This is a genomic window from Variovorax sp. GW821-FHT10B04, assembly GCF_059415645.1.
Map to the genome: position 1 here is coordinate 233,888 of NZ_JBWKNQ010000007.1, position 20,342 is coordinate 254,229.

At 66.2% G+C, this 20,342-nt stretch carries 18 protein-coding genes and 1 riboswitch; of the genes, 7 read left to right on the forward strand and 11 right to left on the reverse strand.

Features of this window, described 5'->3' with window-relative positions:
- Positions 1-30: 30 nt before the first annotated feature.
- Positions 31-1,263, reverse strand: a complete 1,233-nt coding sequence (gene tyrS / locus AC07PZ_RS19025) for a tyrosine--tRNA ligase (RefSeq protein WP_495296693.1) — start codon at positions 1,261-1,263, stop codon at positions 31-33.
- Positions 1,264-1,419: 156 nt separating this feature from the next.
- Here tyrS and AC07PZ_RS19030 point away from each other — a divergent pair, with 156 nt between their 5' ends.
- Both AC07PZ_RS19030 and AC07PZ_RS19035 read left to right on the forward strand, forming a co-directional pair.
- A complete protein-coding gene (locus AC07PZ_RS19030) occupies positions 1,420-2,772 on the forward strand; it encodes a M23 family metallopeptidase (RefSeq protein ID WP_495296694.1) in 1,353 nt (450 codons plus the stop codon).
- Positions 2,773-2,822: 50 nt separating this feature from the next.
- On the forward strand, positions 2,823-3,941 hold the full coding sequence (locus AC07PZ_RS19035; protein WP_495296695.1) for an anhydro-N-acetylmuramic acid kinase: 1,119 nt from the start codon (positions 2,823-2,825) through the stop codon (positions 3,939-3,941).
- A 51-nt stretch (positions 3,942-3,992) separates the two neighbouring features.
- Here the strand turns inward: AC07PZ_RS19035 and mdtD are convergent, their stop codons facing one another.
- From mdtD to rplM, 4 genes are all read right to left on the reverse strand, one after another.
- Positions 3,993-5,411, reverse strand: coding sequence for a multidrug transporter subunit MdtD (mdtD, locus tag AC07PZ_RS19040; RefSeq protein WP_495296696.1), 1,419 nt, complete (start codon positions 5,409-5,411; stop codon positions 3,993-3,995).
- A 105-nt stretch (positions 5,412-5,516) separates the two neighbouring features.
- Entirely contained in the window at positions 5,517-5,888 is a 372-nt protein-coding gene (erpA, locus tag AC07PZ_RS19045) for an iron-sulfur cluster insertion protein ErpA (protein WP_183027375.1), read from the reverse strand.
- A 158-nt stretch (positions 5,889-6,046) separates the two neighbouring features.
- Positions 6,047-6,439, reverse strand: coding sequence for a 30S ribosomal protein S9 (gene rpsI, locus AC07PZ_RS19050; RefSeq protein WP_495296697.1), 393 nt, complete (start codon positions 6,437-6,439; stop codon positions 6,047-6,049).
- 12 nt (positions 6,440-6,451) lie between these two features.
- On the reverse strand, positions 6,452-6,880 hold the full coding sequence (gene rplM / locus AC07PZ_RS19055) for a 50S ribosomal protein L13 (RefSeq protein ID WP_495296698.1): 429 nt from the start codon (positions 6,878-6,880) through the stop codon (positions 6,452-6,454).
- Between the two features lie 420 nt (positions 6,881-7,300).
- On the opposite strand from rplM, the gene AC07PZ_RS19060 reads away from it, so the two are divergent.
- Positions 7,301-8,251 carry a 23S rRNA (adenine(2030)-N(6))-methyltransferase RlmJ gene (locus AC07PZ_RS19060; RefSeq protein ID WP_495296699.1) on the forward strand — a complete coding sequence of 317 codons (951 nt, stop codon included), beginning with the start codon at positions 7,301-7,303 and terminating at the stop codon, positions 8,249-8,251.
- Positions 8,252-8,287: 36 nt separating this feature from the next.
- On the opposite strand, the gene AC07PZ_RS19065 is transcribed toward AC07PZ_RS19060, so the two are convergent.
- From AC07PZ_RS19065 to ahcY, 4 genes are read right to left on the reverse strand one after another with little or no spacing between them, the layout of a single operon-like run.
- Positions 8,288-9,031: a septal ring lytic transglycosylase RlpA family protein gene (locus tag AC07PZ_RS19065; RefSeq protein ID WP_495296700.1), complete on the reverse strand. Its 744-nt coding sequence runs from the start codon at positions 9,029-9,031 to the stop codon at positions 8,288-8,290.
- Entirely contained in the window at positions 9,028-9,861 is an 834-nt protein-coding gene (metF, locus tag AC07PZ_RS19070) for a methylenetetrahydrofolate reductase [NAD(P)H] (RefSeq protein ID WP_495296701.1), read from the reverse strand. The genes AC07PZ_RS19065 and metF overlap by 4 nt, the downstream gene beginning before the upstream one ends.
- Positions 9,839-10,642, reverse strand: a complete 804-nt coding sequence (locus AC07PZ_RS19075; RefSeq protein WP_495296702.1) for a TlyA family RNA methyltransferase — start codon at positions 10,640-10,642, stop codon at positions 9,839-9,841. The genes metF and AC07PZ_RS19075 overlap by 23 nt, the downstream gene beginning before the upstream one ends.
- Entirely contained in the window at positions 10,642-12,081 is a 1,440-nt protein-coding gene (ahcY, locus tag AC07PZ_RS19080; RefSeq protein WP_495296703.1) for an adenosylhomocysteinase, read from the reverse strand. Before ahcY ends, AC07PZ_RS19075 begins: the two co-directional genes overlap by 1 nt.
- Before the next feature lie 73 nt (positions 12,082-12,154).
- Positions 12,155-12,223: riboswitch (S-adenosyl-L-homocysteine riboswitch) on the reverse strand.
- A 99-nt stretch (positions 12,224-12,322) separates the two neighbouring features.
- Between ahcY and AC07PZ_RS19085 the strand changes: the two genes are divergently transcribed.
- From AC07PZ_RS19085 to AC07PZ_RS19095, 3 genes are all read left to right on the forward strand, one after another.
- Positions 12,323-12,958: a hypothetical protein gene (locus tag AC07PZ_RS19085; RefSeq protein WP_495296704.1), complete on the forward strand. Its 636-nt coding sequence runs from the start codon at positions 12,323-12,325 to the stop codon at positions 12,956-12,958.
- A gap of 117 nt (positions 12,959-13,075) precedes the next feature.
- Positions 13,076-14,704 (forward strand): peptide chain release factor 3, encoded by a 1,629-nt coding sequence (locus tag AC07PZ_RS19090; protein WP_495296705.1) that lies wholly within the window; start codon positions 13,076-13,078, stop codon positions 14,702-14,704.
- Between the two features lie 102 nt (positions 14,705-14,806).
- Entirely contained in the window at positions 14,807-16,072 is a 1,266-nt protein-coding gene (locus AC07PZ_RS19095) for an HAD-IIB family hydrolase (RefSeq protein ID WP_495296706.1), read from the forward strand.
- Here AC07PZ_RS19095 and AC07PZ_RS19100 read toward each other — a convergent pair.
- Positions 16,038-17,885 (reverse strand): hypothetical protein, encoded by a 1,848-nt coding sequence (locus tag AC07PZ_RS19100; protein ID WP_495296707.1) that lies wholly within the window; start codon positions 17,883-17,885, stop codon positions 16,038-16,040. The two genes, AC07PZ_RS19095 and AC07PZ_RS19100, sit on opposite strands and share 35 nt — an antisense overlap.
- A 280-nt stretch (positions 17,886-18,165) precedes the next feature.
- Between AC07PZ_RS19100 and AC07PZ_RS19105 the strand changes: the two genes are divergently transcribed.
- Positions 18,166-18,897, forward strand: a complete 732-nt coding sequence (locus AC07PZ_RS19105) for a hypothetical protein (protein ID WP_495296708.1) — start codon at positions 18,166-18,168, stop codon at positions 18,895-18,897.
- Positions 18,898-18,912: 15 nt separating this feature from the next.
- Here the strand turns inward: AC07PZ_RS19105 and AC07PZ_RS19110 are convergent, their stop codons facing one another.
- Positions 18,913-20,340, reverse strand: a complete 1,428-nt coding sequence (locus AC07PZ_RS19110; RefSeq protein WP_495296709.1) for an enolase C-terminal domain-like protein — start codon at positions 20,338-20,340, stop codon at positions 18,913-18,915.
- Positions 20,341-20,342 lie beyond the last annotated feature (2 nt).

Sequence of the window (20,342 nt, forward strand, 5' to 3'; positions counted from 1 at the left end):
ACGGCCTGCCAGCCGCGCGGATGCGGCGCTTCAGCCGAGCGTCACGCGGGCGAACTTGCGCTTGCCGACCTGCACCACGTAGGTGCCGGCGTCGAGCTTCAGGCCCTTGTCGCTCACGACCGCAGAGTCGATGCGCACGCCGTTGCCGTCGATCAGGCGGTTGCCTTCGGAGGTCGACGCCGCCAGGCCCGCCTGCTTCAGCAACTGCGCGATGCCCAGCGGCGCGCCGGAGAGCGCAACGTCCGGGATCTCGTCCGGCACGCCGCCCTTGCTGCGATTGATGAAGTCCTGCTCGGCCGCCTCCGCCGCCGCGGCGCTATGGAAGCGTGCGGTGATTTCCTTGGCGAGCGCGACCTTCGCGTCCTTCGGGTTGCGGCCGCCCTCGATTTCGGCCTTCAGCGCGGCGATTTCGGCGAGCGAACGGAAGCTCAGCAGCGTGTACCAGCGCCACATCAGTTCATCAGAGATCGAAAGCACCTTCGCGAACATCGCGTTCGGCTCCTCGGCCACGCCGATGTAGTTGCCCTTGCTCTTCGACATCTTCTGGACGCCGTCCAGCCCCTCAAGCAGCGGCATGGTCAGGATGCACTGCGGTTCCTGGCCGTATTCCTGCTGCAGATGGCGGCCCACGAGCAGGTTGAATTTCTGGTCGGTGCCGCCGAGCTCGAGGTCGCTCTTGAGCGCCACGGAGTCGTAGCCCTGCATCAGCGGGTAGAGGAATTCATGCACCGCGATCGACTGGCCGCCCTTGAAACGCTTGGTGAAGTCGTCGCGCTCCATCATGCGTGCCACGGTGTAGCGCGAGGCCAGCTGGATCAAGCCACGCGCGCCCAGCGGGTCGCTCCATTCGGAGTTGTAGCGGATCTCGGTCTTCGCCGGATCGAGCACCAGGCTGGCCTGGCGGTAGTAGGTCTGGGCGTTGGCCTCGATCTGTTCGCGCGTGAGCGGCGGGCGCGTGGTGTCGCGGCCGGACGGATCGCCGATGGTGGTGGTGAAGTCGCCGATAAGGAAGATCACGGTGTGGCCGAGATCCTGGAGCTGGCGCATCTTGTTCAGCACCACGGTGTGGCCGATGTGGATGTCGGGCGCAGTCGGGTCCAACCCCAGTTTGATGCGCAACGGCGTGCCCGTTGCCTCGGAGCGCTGGAGCTTGCGGATCCACTCCTCCTGGGGCAGGAGTTCGTCAGTCCCGCGGAGGGAAATGTCGAGTGCGCGTCCTACAAGTTCGGAGATTTCTTTGTGTGTAACAGGCTCGGAATTCATTGGGCTTTCTGCCTCATTTTCAAGCGCCGAAGCTATACTGAGCCCGACATTTCAAGCGCCGGATTCTAAGCGGCGCTTCTTCCGCACTGTCCTGCCACCTCGTTGCACGAGGTCCTACAGCACAGATTTGCCGAATCGACACGGGATTTTCAGACGTTGATCAACGCCATTCTTGCCGCCGAGGAGTTGCTTGCTTCACGCGTGGCCCACACCTTCCGTACGTACCCCAAACACATTGCCGCAGCCATCGGCACGCTCCTGTTTTGTGCGGGCGGTGGCGCTTTCGCAGTGGCCTCGCTGGGCCCTGACGCAGCCGACCTCCCGGTCAAGCAAGTGCTGGAAGCCGTCCGCGCCGTACCGTTCGCCGACCAGACCGAGGCACTCGACACCCACGATTTCACCCTGTTCCGGACCGAAACCACCCGTTCGAGCGACACGATCGAAGCGCTGCTGAAGCGCCTGGGCATCGCCGATCCGGCTGCCGCCGCCTTCGTGCGCGGGAATGCCGAGGCGCGCAACGCACTGCTGAGCCGTGTCGGCCGCACCGTGACGGCCGAGGCCGGACGCGACAATTCGCTTCAACGCCTGAGCGCGCGCTGGATGCCCGGCACGGACGGCAGCTTCAAGCGCCTGGTCGTCAGCCGCACCGGCAGCACCTTCGCGGTGACCACCGAAGACGACGCGCTCACGTCGGCGAGCCGGCTGGCCAGCGGCGTGATCCGCAGTTCGCTGTTCGCTGCCACCGACGAGGCCCGCATCCCGGACGCCATCGCCAGCCAACTGGCCGACGTCTTCTCGGGCGATGTGGATTTCCGTACCCTGCGCAAGGGCGATCGCTTCGCGGTGGTCTACGAGACCTTCGAGGCCGACGGCCAGACCATGCGCACCGGTCGCGTGCTTTCGGCTGAATTCGAGAACAACGGCAAGATCCATCAGGCGCTGTGGTTCCAGGAGCCCGGCAAGAAAGGCGCCTACTACCGCCCGAACGGCGACAGTCTGGTGCGCGCCTTCCTGAGCTCGCCGGTCGAGTTCTCGCGTATTTCCAGCGGCTTCGCGATGCGCCTGCATCCGATCATGAACACCTGGCGCAAGCACACGGGCATCGACTTCGCAGCGCCGACCGGCACCGCGGTACGTGCCGTCGGCGATGGCACCGTGGAATTCGCAGGCCAGCAGAACGGCTACGGCAACGTGATCATCCTGAAGCATCGCAACAACCAGGAAACGGTCTATGCCCACCTGAGCCGCATCGACGTCCGCGTCGGCCAGGTCGTGAATCAGAGCCAGTTCATCGGCGCCGTGGGCTCCACCGGCTGGGCAACCGGCCCGCATCTGCATTTCGAACTCCGTGTGAACGGCATCTACACCGATCCCGCCAACGTCGCCAAGCAGGACAGCGGCGGCACGCCGATCGCAGCGGCGTCGCGTCCGGCCTTCGATCGACTGGCGCAAGCCACGCGCACCGAACTGGCCGCGGCCTTCTCGGTGATCCAGGCCAGCGCAGACTGAGGCCGGCGCGCCGATCCGCTGGCGCGCCCCGTCTTTCTCTTTATCCCGCCATGGCTGAGTACTTCATCGGCCTGATGTCGGGTACATCCCTCGATGGCGTCGATGGCGTCATCGCCGATTTCTCGGAAGGCCGCATGGCAGTGCAGGCCCATGCGACTGCCCCCTTCCCCGCAGCACTGCGCGCAGAACTCCTCGCCCTGAACGCACCGCGTGGAAGCGACGAGCTCCATCGCGCAGCCCTGGCGTCGAACGGCCTCGCGGAGGTGTATGCGCACGTCACCGCACAATTGCTGCAAGCGGCAGGGTTGCCGGCTGGCGAGGTCGCTGCCATCGGCGCGCACGGCCAGACCGTGCGGCACCGCCCTGGCGAGTTCGATGGCATCGGCTACACGCTGCAACTGAACAATGCCGCCCTGCTTGCGGAGCGCACCGGCATCGATGTCGTGGCCGACTTTCGCAGCCGCGACGTTGCGGCAGGCGGTCAGGGCGCGCCACTCGTTCCGGCCTTCCACCATGCGCTGTTCGGACAGGCGGCAGAAGCCGTCGCGGTGCTCAACCTGGGCGGCATCTCGAACCTGAGCGTATTGCCGGCTCGGCTGGCTGGCGGATCGGTGCTGGGCTTTGATTGCGGCCCCGGCAACGCGTTGATGGACTATTGGTGCGACCGGCATACCAGCCAACCCTTCGACATCAGCGGACGCTGGGCTGCCAGTGGCCGCGTACTGCCGGAATTGCTGGCCCGCCTGCTCGCCGAACCCTTTCTGGCCAAGCTGCCGCCGAAAAGCACCGGTCGCGACCTGTTCAATCCAGGCTGGTTGTCCGAGCAGCTGAGCGGCTTGCCGGCAGCGCCGGCCGACGTGCAGGCGACGCTTGCGGAATTCACCGCGGCCGCCTGCGCGACGGAGTTGAAGCGCCATGGCCCCGCCTGCCGGACACTCGTCGTCTGCGGTGGCGGCGCCCTCAATACATATCTGATGACGCGGCTGGAGGCCATGCTTCCTGACGTCACGGTCGTGTCTTCCGCTCAGCGTGGATTGCCTCCGCAGCAGGTTGAAGCCGCCGCGTTCGCCTGGCTTGCACGTGCAACGCTTCGGCGCGAGCCAGGCAACCTCGCCAGTGTGACCGGCGCACGCGGCGATCGCGTGCTGGGCGCCATCTATCCGGCCTGAACCGGAGGGCCTGCGCGGCCGCACCGGGCCAGCAGCGAGGCGAGGCAGGCGTCAGCCCTGCCCGGATACCTCGGGTTGCGACGGCTGCACCGCACGCGCCTCCGCCGGCAGGTGCCAGAAGATCAACGCCGAAGCCAACGTGATCAAGCCCATCGTCGCGAAGGTCGCCTGGAATGCATGCAGCGTGTCGACGGCCAGCGCCGTCCCGAACATGCCCGTGTAACCGCCCAGCACCGAACTCGCGACCGCCACGCCCAGGCTCATCGCCAGCATCTGCACCATCGACAGCAGGCTGTTGCCGCTGCTGGCCATGCTCCCGTCGAGGTCACGCAACGTGACGGTATTCATGGCGGTGAACTGCAGCGAATTGACCGCGCCGAACAGCAGGAGTTGCACGATGTGCAGCACCACGGGCTGACCGGGCGTCGACAGCGCAAAGCTCGCCATCGTGAGCCCGACCAGCATGGTGTTCACGACCAGGACGGTGCGGTAGCCATGCCGCTGGATCAATGGCGTCGTGAAACGCTTCATGGTCATGCCGGCCATGGCGATGGGCAACATCATCAGGCCGGCATGCAGCGGCGAATATCCCATCGACACCTGGAGCAGCAGCGGCACGAGGAAGGGCATGCAGCCGCTGCCCAGCCGCGAGAACAAGTTGCCGATCAGGCCGATGCTGAGCGTTGGCACCTTGAACAGCAGCGGGGAGAACAGCGGCTCCGGCCGGCGCGCAGCGTGCAGCCAGTAGCCTGCCAGGCAGGCGAAGCCGAAGATCATCAGCACCAGCACGCTCACCTGCCGCAACCCCAATTCGGCAACGCCGTCGACTGCGAGCGAGATGGTCACCATGCCGACCGCCAGCATGCCGTAGCCGATGACATCGAAGCGCCGCGCCACCACACCGCGAATGTCCGGCATGAAGCGCACGGTGGCGATGCAGCCCAGCAGCCCGACCGGCACGTTGATCAGGAAGATCCAGTGCCAGGACGCGTACTGCACGAGCCAGCCTCCGAGCGTGGGGCCCATCAACGGCCCGATCAACCCGGGAATCGCCACGAAGCTCATCGCCTGAAGGAACTGGTCGCGCGGCACCGTCCGCAGCACCGAAAGGCGCCCGACCGGCAACAGAAGCGCGCCACCCAGGCCCTGCAGCACGCGAGACGCCACCAGTTGGCCAAGGCTCTGCGACAGCGCACAGGCCACCGAGCCCAGCACGAACATCACGATGGCGCCGAAGAACACCCGGCGCGTGCCGAAGCGATCGGCAATCCAGCCCGAAGCGGGTATCAACATGGCCATCGTGAGTGCATAGGCCACGATGACGGACTGCATTCGAAGCGGGCTTTCGCCCAGACTGGCGGCCATGGCCGGCAGCGCCGTGTTGATGATGGTCGCGTCGAGCGTCTGCATGAAGAAGCCGACGGCGACGAGCCACAGCAAACTCTTGCGGGCGGTGGTTTCAGAAGACATGCGCGAAGTGCCGGTGGAGGACGATGCAGGACGCAAAAAAACCGCCCTCAGGCGGTTTCGATGGATGCGGCACAGACGCTGGTGTCATGCGCCGCCGGGAACCGATCAGGCCGAGAAGCTCGAGCCGCAGCCACAGGTGCTGGTGGCGTTCGGGTTCTTGATGACGAACTGGGCGCCTTGCAGATCTTCCTTGTAGTCGATCTCGGCGCCGACCAGATATTGGTAGCTCATCGCATCGATCAGCAGCGACACACCGTTCTTGGTCATGGTGGTGTCGTCTTCGTTGGTGATTTCGTCGAAGGTGAAGCCGTACTGGAAGCCGGAGCAGCCGCCACCCTGGACGAACACGCGCAACTTCAGCTCGGGATTGCCTTCTTCGGCGATCAGGTCAGCAACCTTGGCCGCAGCGCTGTCGGTGAAGACGATCGGCTCGGGCATCTGGGTCGGGGTCTGGATGGTTTCGGCAACAGCACTCATGATCAACTCCGGTGGGGTGCGTTCGGTGACGCAGAAAACAGATGCTATCGCAATCGACGTTTGCAAGCCGGCGCAGCGGATTAGACGTCGATGGCAGTGCGGGCTTCAAAAAAACAAAACCGCCCGAAGGCGGCTCTGTCGACTCGAAGCGGTGAATATCAGCGCTTGGAGAATTGCTTGCGGCGACGAGCAGAATGCAAGCCGACCTTCTTACGTTCAACTTCGCGCGCATCGCGCGTCACGAAGCCAGCTTGGCTCAGCACGGGCTTCAGCGTTGCGTCGTAGTCAATCAGCGCACGGGTAATGCCGTGGCGCGCCGCGCCAGCCTGGCCCGATTCACCGCCGCCATTGACGTTGATCATGATGTCGAAGGTTTCGACGTTGTTCGTGAGGAACAGCGGTTGCTTCGCGATCATGATGGAAGTTTCCCGGCCGAAATAGGCCTGGATGTCCTTGCCATTGACCGTGATCTTGCCGCTGCCTTTTTTGATGAACACACGAGCGACGCTGGATTTGCGACGGCCGGTGCCATTGTTCCATTCACCAATCATTCTCAAGGCTCCTTAGATTTCCAGCGCTTTGGGCTGCTGGGCGGTATGCGGGTGCTCTGCGCCACCGTAGACCTTGAGTTTCTTGATCATGGCGTAACCCAGCGGGCCCTTGGGCAGCATGCCCTTGACAGCCTTTTCCAGGGCGCGGCCTGGGTGCTTGGATTGCATGTCGCGGAAGTTCGTCGCCGTGATACCGCCCGGGTAGCCCGAGTGACGGTAGTACACCTTGTCGATCGACTTGGCGCCGGTGACGCGCAGCTGTGCTGCGTTGATGATGACGATGAAGTCACCGGTATCGACGTGAGGCGTGTAAATGGCCTTGTGTTTGCCGCGCAAACGGAGAGCAACTTCGCTGGCTACTCGTCCGAGGACCTTGTCGGTCGCGTCAATCACAAACCACTCGTGCGTCACGTCAGCGGGTTTGGCGCTGAACGTTTTCATGAGTTTTCTCTTTGAAGAGGGTTTGGCTGGCCCTTTTCCACGGTCGGTGTTCCTCTGCTGGGAATCTCTTAGGTGGGTGAATTCCTCCGCCGCGGGGCCAAAAACGCTGCGAAGCCCGCGATTATATGATGCGGCACCCGATTCAGGCAACCGACCGTGAGCCGCCCCTGTGCTCAGGCGGGACAGGTAGAGGACACAGGTGGCAGGTGGCCTCGTCCCCGCACCGATCGCAGCCCGGACGCGGTCGCCAATGAAGGGATGTTGCCCGCGACCCCGCATTCGCACGCGAAAATCGCGGCCGGGCCCGCGAGGCCCCAAAATCGCCCATTCCACGGACTCACCGTTTCCCTCGTTTGTAAATAGTTGTTGCCTTTCCGATGTTGCACATCGGACAGCGACGACCTCATCCGGAATTCCCTCATGTTCAGTTACCGCCACGCCTTCCATGCCGGCAACCACGCCGACGTGCTCAAGCACACGGTGCTGATTGCCACGCTCGACTACCTGCTCGAGAAGGACGCTGCGCTCACGGTGGTCGACAGCCACGCGGGCGCCGGCCTCTACCGGCTCGACGGCGATTACGCCGGCACCAGCGGCGAGGCGGCCGAAGGTGTGCTGCGGCTGCTGTCGCCCACGCCGGAAGTGCCGGCGGAGCCCGGCGCGAAGGCACCGCCCGGTGCCGCCGCACGCGCCAAGGCACTGGCCGAGCCCGCCCCCGCATTGGCGCGCTACCTCGACGTGCTGAAGGACTTCAATCCGAAGGGCGGTGCCCGCGTCTACCCGGGATCGCCTTTCATCGCGCACCACCTGCTGCGCGATCACGACAAGCTCAAGCTGTTCGAACTGCATCCCACCGATGCCAAGACGCTCGACGCGAACATCGCCCAGCTCGAAGCGGGCCGGCAGATCTCGGTGCTGCGGGAGGACGGCTTCGGCAGCGCGACCAAGTTCCTGCCGCCGCCGTCGCGGCGCGCGCTGCTGCTGTGCGATCCGAGCTATGAGATCAAGAGCGACTACGGCCGCGTGCTCGACCTGGTGGGCGAATCGCTCAAGCGCTTCGCGACCGGCACCTACGCGGTCTGGTACCCGATCATTCCGCGGCCCGAAGCGCACGACCTGCCACGCCGGCTGAAGACGATGGCGACCAAGGCCGGCAAACCCTGGCTGCACGCGACGCTGACGATCAAGTCGAGCAAGCTGCACGCCACGCCCACCGGCGAAACCAAGCGCCCAGGCCTGCCGGCGAGCGGCATGTTCCTGATCAATCCGCCATTCACGTTGAAGGCCGCGCTGCAGCCCGCGCTGGAACAGCTCAAGGTCCTGCTGGCGCAAGACCGACACGCCGGCTTCACGCTCGATGCCGGCGGCTGAGCCGACCCGAGGCGCACCGCACGACCAACCAGCAACCTAGCGCCGCGCCTTCGCCACAGGCCGCTTGGCGGCCTGCACGACCTTCTTGCGCGCCACCGGTGCACGCCGCACGCTCGGCGACGGTGGCGCCACCGTCTCGGTGATATCCACGTCGTCGAATTCGTTGATGACGTCGCCGCACTTCTGTCCCTTGAGGACCACCGACAGCGCAACCTGCTTGATGCCCAGGCCCAGCAGGCCGATGGCATCCGCCGCGGTGCGGCTCAGGTCGATCACCCGGCCCTCGGTGAAGGGGCCACGGTCGTTGATGCGCACCATCACTTCGCGCCCGTTGACCAGGCTGCGCACGCAGACGTGGGAGCCGAAAGGCAGGGTCTTGTGGGCCGCGGTCAATGCGCCCATGTCGAAGCGCTCGCCGCTGGCGGTGCGACGCTGATGGAACTGGATGCCATACCAGGACGCGCCGCCGCGCTCCAGCTCCTGCAGCGGCGACGCGTCGCCCGGGACGCCGTCGTCGAGCGGCAGATCTTCATTCTTCGATGTCAGCTCGTAGCGCACCGACGCCACCGCGGATCGCGCCGGCGCGTCGGCCGGCGCGGCCATGTCGCGTTCCAACGGCGTGAGCGGCCCGCCGGGCACGGCCGCCGAGCCACCGGTTTGCGCCTGTGCCGCACCCGCTGCAGCCATCGGCGGCTCCGTCGGCGGCACCGCGCAACCGACCAGCACGCATGCCGATGCCAGGGCCAGCAGCCCCGCACGGCAGCGTGCCGGCACGCTCATCTGTTCCAACCGAGGCGGTCGAGCAGCGCGAGCGGCGCGGTCGACTGGTTCATGGTGTAGATGTGCAGGGCGGGCGCGCCGCCGGCGCCCAGCCGTTCGCACAGCGAGGTGACGACGTCCAGCCCGAAGGCCCGGATCGAGGCCGTGTCGTCGCCGAAGCTCTGCAGCCGCAGCCGGATCCAGCGCGGAATCTCCGCGCCGCAGGCGTCGGAAAAACGCATCAGCTGCGTCGAGCTGGTGATCGGCATCACGCCAGGCACCACGGGCACGTCGAGCCCTTGCGCGCGGGTGTCGTCGACGAAACGGAAGTACGCGTCGGCGCTGTAGAAATACTGCGTGATCGCCGAATCGGCGCCTGCGTTGACCTTGGCCGCGAAGGCCTTCAGATCGGCCTCGGGCGAGCGGGCCTGCGGATGCACTTCGGGATAGCAGGCGACCTCGATGTGGAAGTCGCGACCGGTTTCGCTGCGGATGAATTCGACCAGATCGCTCGCGTACTGGAATTCGCCGCCGGCGCCATAGCCGCTCGGCAGATCGCCACGCAGGGCGACCAGTCGCTTCACTCCCATCGACTTCAGCTCGGCCAGTTGCTCCCGCACCGTGGCACGCGTCGCGCCGATGCACGAGAAATGGCTGGCGGCATCGACGCCCTCCTGCAGGATCTCGCGCACGGCGTTGAAGGTACCGTCATGCGTCGAGCCGCCGGCACCATAGGTGACCGAGCAGAACTCCGGCTTCAGCGCATACAGCTGCTGGCGGACGGCCCGCAACTTGACCGCGCCTTCCGGCGTCTTGGTCGGAAAGAACTCAAAGCTCAGGGGAAGACGCACCTGCGGCTCCTGATGTGCCGTCGTTGCGGACGGCGTGAATGAAGAACTCGTGGTTGCCGTCGCCGCCCGTGATCGGGCTGTCGAACCAGCGCACGACACGCAGGCCGAGGTCGGCACAGGCCTGGCGCAGGCGCGCCTCGACCACTGCGTACATCGCGGCATCGCGCACGATGCCGCCCTTGCCGACCTGGCCAGGCTGCAGCTCGAACTGCGGCTTGACCAGCATCAGCAGGTCGCCGTCGTCCGCCAGCAAGGGCACGACGGCCGGCAACACCAGCGTCTGCGAGATGAAGGACAGGTCGCCGACGATCAGGTCGAAGTCGGTGCGCTCGACATCCGCCAGGTCGTCCGCCGTCAGTGCGCGCGCATTGACCTGCTCGATGGCGGTCACGCGCTCGTCCTCGCGCATGCGCGCATGGAGCTGGCCATGGCCCACGTCGACACCGACCACATGCGCCGCACCATGCTGCAGCAGGCAGTCGGTGAAGCCGCCGGTCGACTGGCCCACGTCCAGGCAGTGCCGGCCGGTGGGGTCGATCCCGGCCGCCTTCAGCGCGCCTTCGAGCTTGAGGCCGCCGCGCGACACGTAGCGCGCCTCGGCCGCATCGGTCAGGTCGAGCTCCGCGCCTTCGGGAATGTCGTCGCGGTTCTTGCCCACGACGCGCCATTCGGCAGTGTCCGCACCCGCATCGCGCCAGCGCAGCCCGCCGGCGATCAGCCGGACGGCCTGCGAACGAGACGCGGCCAGGCCGCGCTCGACGAGCAGTTGATCTGCCCGCATCAGTAGCGGTACGTGTCCGCCTTGTACGGACCCGCCTTGTCGACGCCGATGTAGGCGGCTTGCGCGTCCGTCAGTTCGGTCAGCATGGCGCCGACCTTCTTAAGGTGCAGGCGCGCGACCTTTTCGTCGAGGTGCTTCGGCAGCACATAGACCTTGCCGGCCTGGTAGGCGTCGGGCTTGGTGAAGAGTTCGATCTGGGCGATGGTCTGGTTCGCGAACGACGACGACATCACGAAGCTCGGGTGGCCCGTGCCGCAGCCCAGGTTCACCAGCCGGCCCTTGGCCAGCAGGATGATCTTCTTGCCGTCCGGGAAGGTGATGTGGTCGACCTGCGGCTTGATCTCTTCCCATTCGTACTTCTCGATCGACGCGACGTCGATCTCGTTGTCGAAGTGGCCGATGTTGCAGACGATCGCCTGGTCCTTCATCCTGACCATGGTGTCGTGCGTGATGACGTCCTTGTTGCCGGTGGTCGTCACGAAGATGTCGGCCTTGTCGGCGGCATATTCCATCGTCACGACCTTGTAGCCTTCCATCGCGGCCTGCAGGGCGTTGATCGGGTCGATCTCGGTGACCCAGACCTGCGCCGACAGCGCGCGCAGCGCCTGGGCCGAGCCCTTGCCCACGTCGCCGTAGCCGGCCACGCAGGCCACCTTGCCGGCGATCATCACGTCGGTCGCGCGCTTGATGCCGTCGACCAGCGATTCGCGGCAGCCGTACAGGTTGTCGAACTTGCTCTTGGTGACCGAGTCGTTCACGTTGATGGCGCGGAACAGCAGCGTGCCCTTGGCCGACATCTCGTTCAGGCGGTGCACGCCGGTGGTCGTTTCTTCGGTCACGCCGATGATCTCGGCGGACTTGCGGGTGTACCAGGTCGAATCGACGGCCAGCTTGGCCTTGATCGCGGCGTAGAGGATGCGTTCTTCCTCGCTGGTCGGGTTGGCGAGCACGCCCAGATCCTTCTCGGCGCGCTGGCCCAGGTGCATCAGCAGCGTGGCGTCGCCGCCGTCGTCCAGGATCATGTTCGGGCCTTCGCCCTTCGAACCCTTGGGGCCGAAGTCGAAGATCGAATGGGTGTAGTCCCAGTAGTCCTTCAGCGACTCGCCCTTGATCGCGAACACCGGCGTGCCCTTTTCGGCAATGGCGGCGGCGGCGTGGTCCTGCGTCGAGAAGATGTTGCACGAGGCCCAGCGGACTTCGGCGCCGAGCGCCTGCAGCGTCTCGATCAGCACGGCGGTCTGGATCGTCATGTGCAGCGAGCCGGTGATGCGGGCGCCCTTGAGCGCCTGGCCTTTCGAGAACTCCTCGCGGATGGCCATGAGGCCTGGCATTTCGGTCTCGGCGATGCGGATTTCCTTGCGGCCCCAGGCGGCAAGGGACAGATCGGCGATGGCCTGGTCGGCGGTCGAGACGGGGTTGGGCTTGAGAACGGCGCTCATGAGAACTCCAAAACTGGTTTGAAAGATGCCACTGCGTTCGGGGTCTGACGGGAAATCGACTCACCGCGAGAACAGCGGGTGAGCGTGGTTGCGATGTGGTCCGAGCCTCACGCCTGATGGCGCTGCAACGCTCCTCGGAACGGGCATTTTAGCCCGAGCCCGCGGCGCACCGCCAGCAGCGATCCCGGCTTCGGCCTAGACTGCGGCGACCTTCCCAACCTGCCCCTGCGGCACCCGCTCCATGTCTCACGCCAAACATCTGGTCTCCGCGCTCGCGATCGCCGCGTTCGCCGCCGCGCTGCCTTCCGTCGGCTTCGCGCAGGCTCCCGCAACGCCCACCGTGCGCGTGCGCGGCGTCATCGAAAAAGTAGATGCCACGTCGGTGACCGTGAAGGACCGCAGCGGGGAAGTCGTCACGATGGTTCGCCCGGCCGACATGAACGTCTCCGAGATCGTGCCGCTCACGCCAGCCGACATCCGCCCCGACAGCTTCGTCGGCGCCGGTGCCGTGCCGCAGCCGGACGGCACCCAGCGCGCACTGCAGATCGTGGTGTTCCCGGAATCCGCGCGCGGTACCGGCGAAGGCTTCCGCACCTGGGACTACCTGCCCCAGACCACGATGACCAACGCCACCGTCGCCACGCTGTCCGAGGCGCCGGCGTCGGTGCCGGGCGGCCAGAAGCTGGTGCTGAAGTACAAGGATGGCGAACAGACCGTGATCGTGCCGCCAGGCACGCCGATCGTGACCTTCAAGCCCGGCACCGCGGCGCTCATGGTGCCTGGCGCCAACGTGGTCGTCACGGCGCAGGAGAAGGACGGCAAGCCGACGGCGCTGCGCATCCTGGTGGGCCGCAACGGCTTCGCGCCGCCGATGTAAGCGCAACGGGCACCTCGCGCGCCGGGGGTGCTCGCTAAAATCGCGGGCTTTGCGTTCAGCCAGTCCACGCCGTGCGCACAGCGCGCTTGCTGTCCGTCCGCGCACCGCGTCCACGCCATGACCTTCGAATCCGAAACCCGCCGCCGTCGCACCTTCGCGATCATTTCCCACCCGGACGCCGGCAAGACCACGCTGACCGAAAAGCTGCTGCTGTTCTCGGGCGCGATCCAGATCGCCGGCTCGGTGAAGGCGCGCAAGGCCTCGCGCCACGCGACCTCGGACTGGATGGAGATCGAAAAGCAGCGCGGCATCTCGGTGGCCTCCTCGGTCATGCAGATGCTGTACCGCGACCACGTGATCAACCTGCTCGACACGCCCGGCCACAAGGACTTCTCGGAAGACACCTACCGCGTGCTCACCGCCGTCGATTCGGCGCTGATGGTGATCGACGCGGCCAACGGTGTGGAAGCGCAGACGCGCCGGCTGATCGAGGTCTGCCGCCAGCGCGACACGCCCATCATCACCTTCGTCAACAAGATGGACCGCGAAGTGCGCGAGCCGCTCGACATCCTCGACGAGGTGGAACGCGAGCTCGGCATGCCCTGCGTGCCGATGACCTGGCCGGTCGGCCAAGGCAAGAGCTTCCGCGGGATCATGAACCTGCGCACCCAGGCGATGACCGTGTTCGAGTCGGGCAGCGAGCGGCTGCCGCAGGACTTCGAGACCATCCCGCTGTCGGACCGCGACGCGCTCACCAGGCGCTTCGGCGCCGAATTCGAGAACGCCATGGACAGCATGGAGCTGGCCACCGGCGCCTCGCCCACCTGGGACCATGCGGCCTTCCTCGCAGGCAAGCAGACGCCGGTGTTCTTCGGCTCCGGCGTGAACAACTTCGGCGTGATGGAAGTGCTCGACGCGCTGGTCGACCTGGCGCCCCAACCGCAGTCGCGCATCAGCACCACGCTGGTCAATCGCCAGCCCGTGGTGAAGGAAATCCTGCCCGAGGACAAGGACTTCGCCGGCGTGGTCTTCAAGGTGCAGGCCAACATGGACGCCAACCACCGCGACCGCATCGCCTTCGTGCGCATGGCGTCCGGCAAGTACACGCCGGGCATGAAGCTGAAGGTGCAGCGCACGTCGAAGGAACTGCGCCCGACCAGCGTCGTGACCTTCATGAGCCAGCGGCGCGAAGCGGTCGAGGAAGCCTATGCCGGCGACATCGTCGGCTTCACGACGCACGGCGGCGTGCAGTTGGGCGACACCATCACCGACGGCGCCAATCTGCAGTTCACCGGCCTGCCCTTCTTCGCACCCGAGCTCTTCATGACCGTGATCCTGAAGAACCCGCTGCGCACCAAGCAGTTGCAGCAGGGCCTGGCCCAGCTCGGCGAGGAAGGCGCGATCCAGGTCTTCCGTCCCGAAGTCGGCGGCCCGATGCTGCTGGGCGCCGTCGGCCAGCTGCAGTTCGAGGTCGTGCAGCATCGCCTGAAGGCCGAGTACGACGCCGATGTGCGGCTCGAAGGCTGCCAGTACACCGGTGCGCGCTGGATCACGGCCGACACGCCGGCCGAGCTGCGCGAGTTCGTCAACGCCTATCCGGCCCGCATGGCGCTCGACGCGGCGAACACGCTCGCCTACCTGTGCACCTCGCCGTACGACGTGCGGCTCGCCCAGGAGCGCTTCCCGAAGATCCACTTCCATCCGCTGCGCGAGCACGCCGGGTTGGCGCTGCAATCCGCAGGCTGATGCGCGCAAAAGCAACGCGGTGCGGCACCCGTTCGCCGAAACCATGCTGACGATCCGCACACGCGCAGCAGCATCGGTCGGCGCCACGATCCCGCTGAAACGATGAACGCGGGATCCACCCGCCGCAGTTCGCTGCTGCAATTCCTGCGCTTCGGCGTGGTCGGCGTGGCCGGGCTCCTCGTCGACCTCGCCGTGCTCTTCCTGCTCGCCCCGCTGCTCGGCTGGTACGCGGCGCGCGTGCTGTCCTTCCTGGCGGCGGCAACCGCCACCTGGTGGCTCAACCGCCGCTTCACCTTCGTCGATGCAGGCGCCGCGCCGCGGACGTCGATCGGGCAGGAATACCTGCGCTACCTGGGCTCGATGCTGGGCGGCGCGGTACTCAACTACGGCGCCTACCTGCTGGTGCTGCACTGGATCGGCGGTTCCCTCGGCGCCACGCTGGGCGTCATGGCGGGCAGCTGCGCGGGGCTGTTCTCGAACTTCTTCGCCGCGCGCCATCTGGTGTTCCGGCCGGCGCGCGCAGGGTCGATGCGGGCTCTCGCCGACTGGCCGCTGGCCGACAGGAAGCGCATCCGTGGCGTCTTCACCGACATCGATGACACGCTCACGACCGATGGCGCCATCACACCCGACGCGCTGCAGGCACTGGTGGACCTGAAGGCCGCGGGCCTGCAGGTCATCGCCATCACGGGCCGGCCGGTCGGCTGGAGCGAGCCCTTCGCCGCCACATGGCCGATCGACGCGATCGTGGCCGAGAACGGCGCGGTGGCGCTGGTTCCCACTTCGGCACCTGCGCCGTCCGGCCCGACCGGGTTGTCGAAGCGCTATCAGCAGGACATCGCCACGCGCACCGCCAACCACGCGCGCATGCAGGAGGTGCTCGAACGCATCGAGCGCGAGATTCCCGGTGCACGGCGCGCCACCGACTCGCCCGGCCGCGAATGCGACATCGCGATCGACCACAGCGAGTTCGTGCACCTGGACGAATCGCAGATCGCAGCCGTCGTCGCGTTGATGCGCAGCGAAGGCCTGCATGCGACGGTCAGCAGCATCCACATCAACGCCTGGTTCGGTGAACACAACAAGCTCGAAGGCGCGCGCTGGATCCTGCGGGAGTTGGAGGGTCGTCAGCTGGACGACGAGCTGGGCGCATGGGTGTACGTCGGAGATTCGACGAACGATCAACTCATGTTCGAGCATCTGCCGAACAGCGTGGGTGTCGCGAACATTCGGCGTTTCGAAGCACAACTGACGCACAAGCCACGCTATGTCACTCTGGGCGAACGTGGCGCAGGCTTCTCGGAGCTGGTGCGCCTCCTGCTTTCCGCGCAACCTACACGCCGACCGCGTTCTGCAACCGTTGATTGACTGTCCGATTGACGTGCTCCAACTCAGATAGCGCGCCCTGCACGCACGCCGAGAATGCCCCCATGAGTTCGTGGAACCGTTCCAGAACCGCCCACTGTTGCGCACTGCGCCCGCCCGAAGGAACCGATTCGATCCCGGCGGCGGCCACCAGCGTGGCCCGAACCTCGTGCGAGGTTTCGATGTAGGCGTCCAGCATGCGCTGGTCGATGCCCGGGTCGAGATCCTTGTTGAGGCCATCGCGCACCGCGCGTTCCATGTCCCGCACGACGCGCTGGTTCATCAAGTCGAAGATGGCCGCCATCTGCCTGGAGTCCAGGTGGCCGCCTTGTGACCCCAGCAGCTGAGCAACCTCCTCCGGGTGATCGCTGCAGAACTGATTCACAGACGATTCGAACGCGGCAACCATGCGTTGGCGCATCTGCTCCTCGACGTTCTCCTGCAGCAGCGCCCGGCTCTTGCCCAGTAGTTTTCCGACGCCGCCATAGGTCGTCGCAAAAGCAAAGAACGCAGCGAGGCTCGAGACGGCAACGGCCGCAGCCGGGTTCTTCCTGACCTGAGCCGCAGCCAGGTTCCCCAGCGGGACGAGCGTATTGATCGGCAGGGTCGCGAGATAGATCGCACCGCCCATTGCAACCGCGCCCAGCGTCGGTTTCTGGAACCGGGGAATGCCCTTTTGGTAGGCGTCGGCTGCAGCGCGGAAGTTCCCCTTCACGCTGTCGACGAATCCAACCGGCGCCTTGTTCAGGATGGTGTTCTGATCGGCCTGCGGCAGAAACAGCGGGACGTCCCGCCGCGTGCCGCTGGCATCCGTGATGTGGAACCTGGCACCCATCTTCTGGAGCATGAGCGCCATGTTCAGCGCCGCGGTCGCAAAGCCCGAGGTCAGCGCCGAGAGTCCCCCGACGCCGGCAGCGCCATAGCCGTGGCCCTTGCGTGCCATCAGTTGCTGATAAAGGATACGCAACGAATGGGCCGCGCCGAAGAACGGCACGCCGAACTTGAGATTGGAGATGTCGCTGCCATTCAGGAGCGCCGCCTGCCTGCTGGCCATCTCGGCCCGGTTCCTCTCCATCTCGGCCAGTTCGAGGTTGTACTGCGTGCCGTCCTTTTTCTGGCCATCGGGTCCGAACAACGGCGGCTTCGGAAAGTACAGCGCGGGATCGGCCGGTACGAGCAGCGGAGGATGGCCGTTGAAAAGATGGGCAAGGCTCGTCACCGCGGGGGTGATCCCGCACTGCGACACCGTGGCGGCACCGACGTAGGCGGCGGAGGCCGGGATCGCGCCGACCAGGGACGCACCGATCTGCTTGATCGTGTCGTCCCAGGTCGCCGCCGAAGCCACGTTCGCGGAGAAGCCTTGTGGCCTGCCGAGCAGCGCGTTGGACGTCGCGTTGAGCACCGTGGTGAACGTGCCGAAGTTGAGAGCGCCTGTCGCAAAACCCGACACGACGCTGGCAGCCGCATTCGCGATGGTGTTGACGACCTTGTCGGCGGACGACCGGCGCTCCAGGTAGTCGAGGCATCGCGCATGCGCTTCGTGTTCCTTCATCGTCTCGTTCTCGAGGTCCTGCAGCATCGGGACGCCCAGCTGGATCGCCACGGTTTCCAGCGCACGCCCCGCACTCTCCGACGGCGGCACATAGAAGATTTCCCCTTCGCTCCGACTGGGTTGCAGATCGTTCAGGCTGTCCAGCGCATGACCGAGGCTCGTCGAACGGCCAGCCTGCTGCCGAGACGGCAATTCGATGGCGATATGTGGCGTGCTGGCATACGGACTCTGTCCGCGCGCCACGCCGTCGTTGTTGATTGGCATCTGTGCTTTCCGGTGTCGAAGAAGTCCCCTGCAGTTCCTGCATAGGCGCATTGCACAGTCTGGCGAGGACCGCACTCCCCAGGCAAAGACGCGCGAACCCACCGAATCAGAAGCGAAGCGCGGGCACCGGACCTGTGCGAATCACCGATCGGGCACCGACGGGTCGACGGCGCGCTTCGCGGGACCGGATCCCGTTTCGCCTGCGCAGCGGACGCCTGCGGCAATCCTCCTAAGCTGAAAACGGCCCATCGCATTCGGTCGCTCGATCAGGAGACAAGACATGTTCAACAAGTTGGTGCGCACGGTTCAACCCGCCTCGGTCGTCAAGGTTGTACAGAACCTCAGCTCGACCGCCGGACAGGATCGGCAGTCTTCCATCGACAAGTTCGAGGATCCGCTGAAACACACGCTGGACAATGTCCAGGCCAGCCCCGCCGGAAAGGACGACTTCCAGTCACCGCCGCCGGGCGGCCGCTCGTACACCCCGCCGACCGCGACCACCGGATTCACGACGCACGGACACAAGGTGCCCGTGACGGAGACCTCGACGGGGTATCGCCTTGCCCAGAAATACAAGACACCGGACAAAGGACTGGCGCTCACTCAGGCCGCTGCCGAACGAAAGGCACGTCCGCTCATCGAATCGGGATTGACGGGCGCGAAATCGATTCCCGTCGCACCCGGCACGATGCTCTTCAAGGTGGTGCCCGAAGGCAAGACACCGACGTCCGAGAGCGTCTACTACCTGGCCCGATGGCAGATGGAGGCGCTGATGAAGGCCCCCGCCAGGATCGCCGACCTGTTGTCGCTGCCGCCCGGATCGCACAGCGATCGCTACGACGTCTATCGACGCATCTGCATCAACCCGACCGAAGTCATCGAAAGCACCGTGGCGCCCGCATCCCTCGACGGCAAGGCCTATGCGCAAGGGGGTGCGCAGCAGCTTCTCATCACCGATTTCTCGGATTTCAGCCCGCCGGAACGCTGGCAGCCGCCGGGCGGCTGGCGTTGAGCGCGCGGACGGAAGCTACGCGGTCTCCATCGGCCGCGTCGTCCGGAGGTCCGGCGACACGCTGCCTCCGAACCCCGGCGCCGCCAGCGAACCGATGGCCATGCCGCCGTCATCGATCCGCAGCCGTACGCGGCCGTCCTCGCGGTGGTACAGGTCGGGATGCGCCTGCAGGAAGGCATCCGCCTCGCCGGCCGGCCGGCCATTGAAGCCGTCGACGAAGTGGTGCGCATTGCGCTCCACGTGCGTGATGCCGAGCAGCCCCACCAGCGCCAGGTCCTGCTGCACCGACAGGCCGGGCTGTGTCGTCAGGTCTTCGGCGGACATGAAGCAATGCGCCGCATCGGCCGCGTTCCATACGCGGCAGCGCGCCAGGTTGATCAGCGACTTGTAGAAGCCCTTGCAAGCCTTCGACGACACGCCCGCATAGCCGAGCGCGCGCGCCTGCAGGAAGCTGTCGATCTCGCCGTCGGACTCGTCGATGATCACCGGCCTGCAGGCCGCGAGCGCGGTCACGGGCGCGGCCAGGGCCTTGCTGCGCGGGATCGGCTGCTCGATCAGCAGCGTCGCCGCGCACAGCCGGCGCAGCGACGGCCGCGCCTGCATCGCCCGCCACAGCGCCAGCACCGCGTCGGCATCGTCGTACTGCTCGTTGCCATCGAGCGTCACGTAGATCGGCTCGGGCAGCGCGTCGAGCACCGAGGCGATGCGTTCGAGCCGGTCGAGGTCGGCATCGAGCCGGCCCGACACCTTGAGCTTGAAATAGCGGTTGCCGTAGCGCGCAGCGACTTCGGACAGCGTCTCCGGCAGGCCGTCGTCGACACGGCTGCCGGCCGGCTGGTCGCTCGCCACGATGGGGTCGAGCAACCCGACCGTGTGCCGCACCTGGAGCCGGCGCAGCGGCTGGAGCGACCCCAGGAAAGCCGACAGGTCGAAGTCCGCCAGGTCGCGGGCGACGGTCCGCGCGTGCATGCCCGGCAGGTTCGCCCGCATCGCCTGCCAGAAGCCGATGTCTTCGATGCGGCACAGCGCGTCGAGCACGGCACGGTCGAGCAGCGCGGGGCCGTAGGCGCTGACCAGCGGCTGCAGCCCGCGCGCCGCACCGGCCTCGCGCAGCGGCTGGCTGTGCGCGGCGAACAGGTCGAAGGCCGACATCGGCGGCGACGACAGATAGGCGTCGCGCGCCAGTTGCAGCGCGCAGCGCAACTGGTCAACGTTCTGGGCATCCGACAGCGATGGACTTTTGTCGAACCATTTCGCGGCCAGCGCCTCGGCCGCGTAGCCGAAGCCCTCGCGCCCATCCGCATGGCGCAGGCGCACCCGCACGATCGCCTGCAGGCCCTCGGTCACGGTGATCACGCCGAAGCGGAACGGCATGCGCAGCGTGTAGGGCGACTCGAACAGGTCGACCGCCAGCACGCGCACGCGTGGGGAGTCCGTCGTCATGT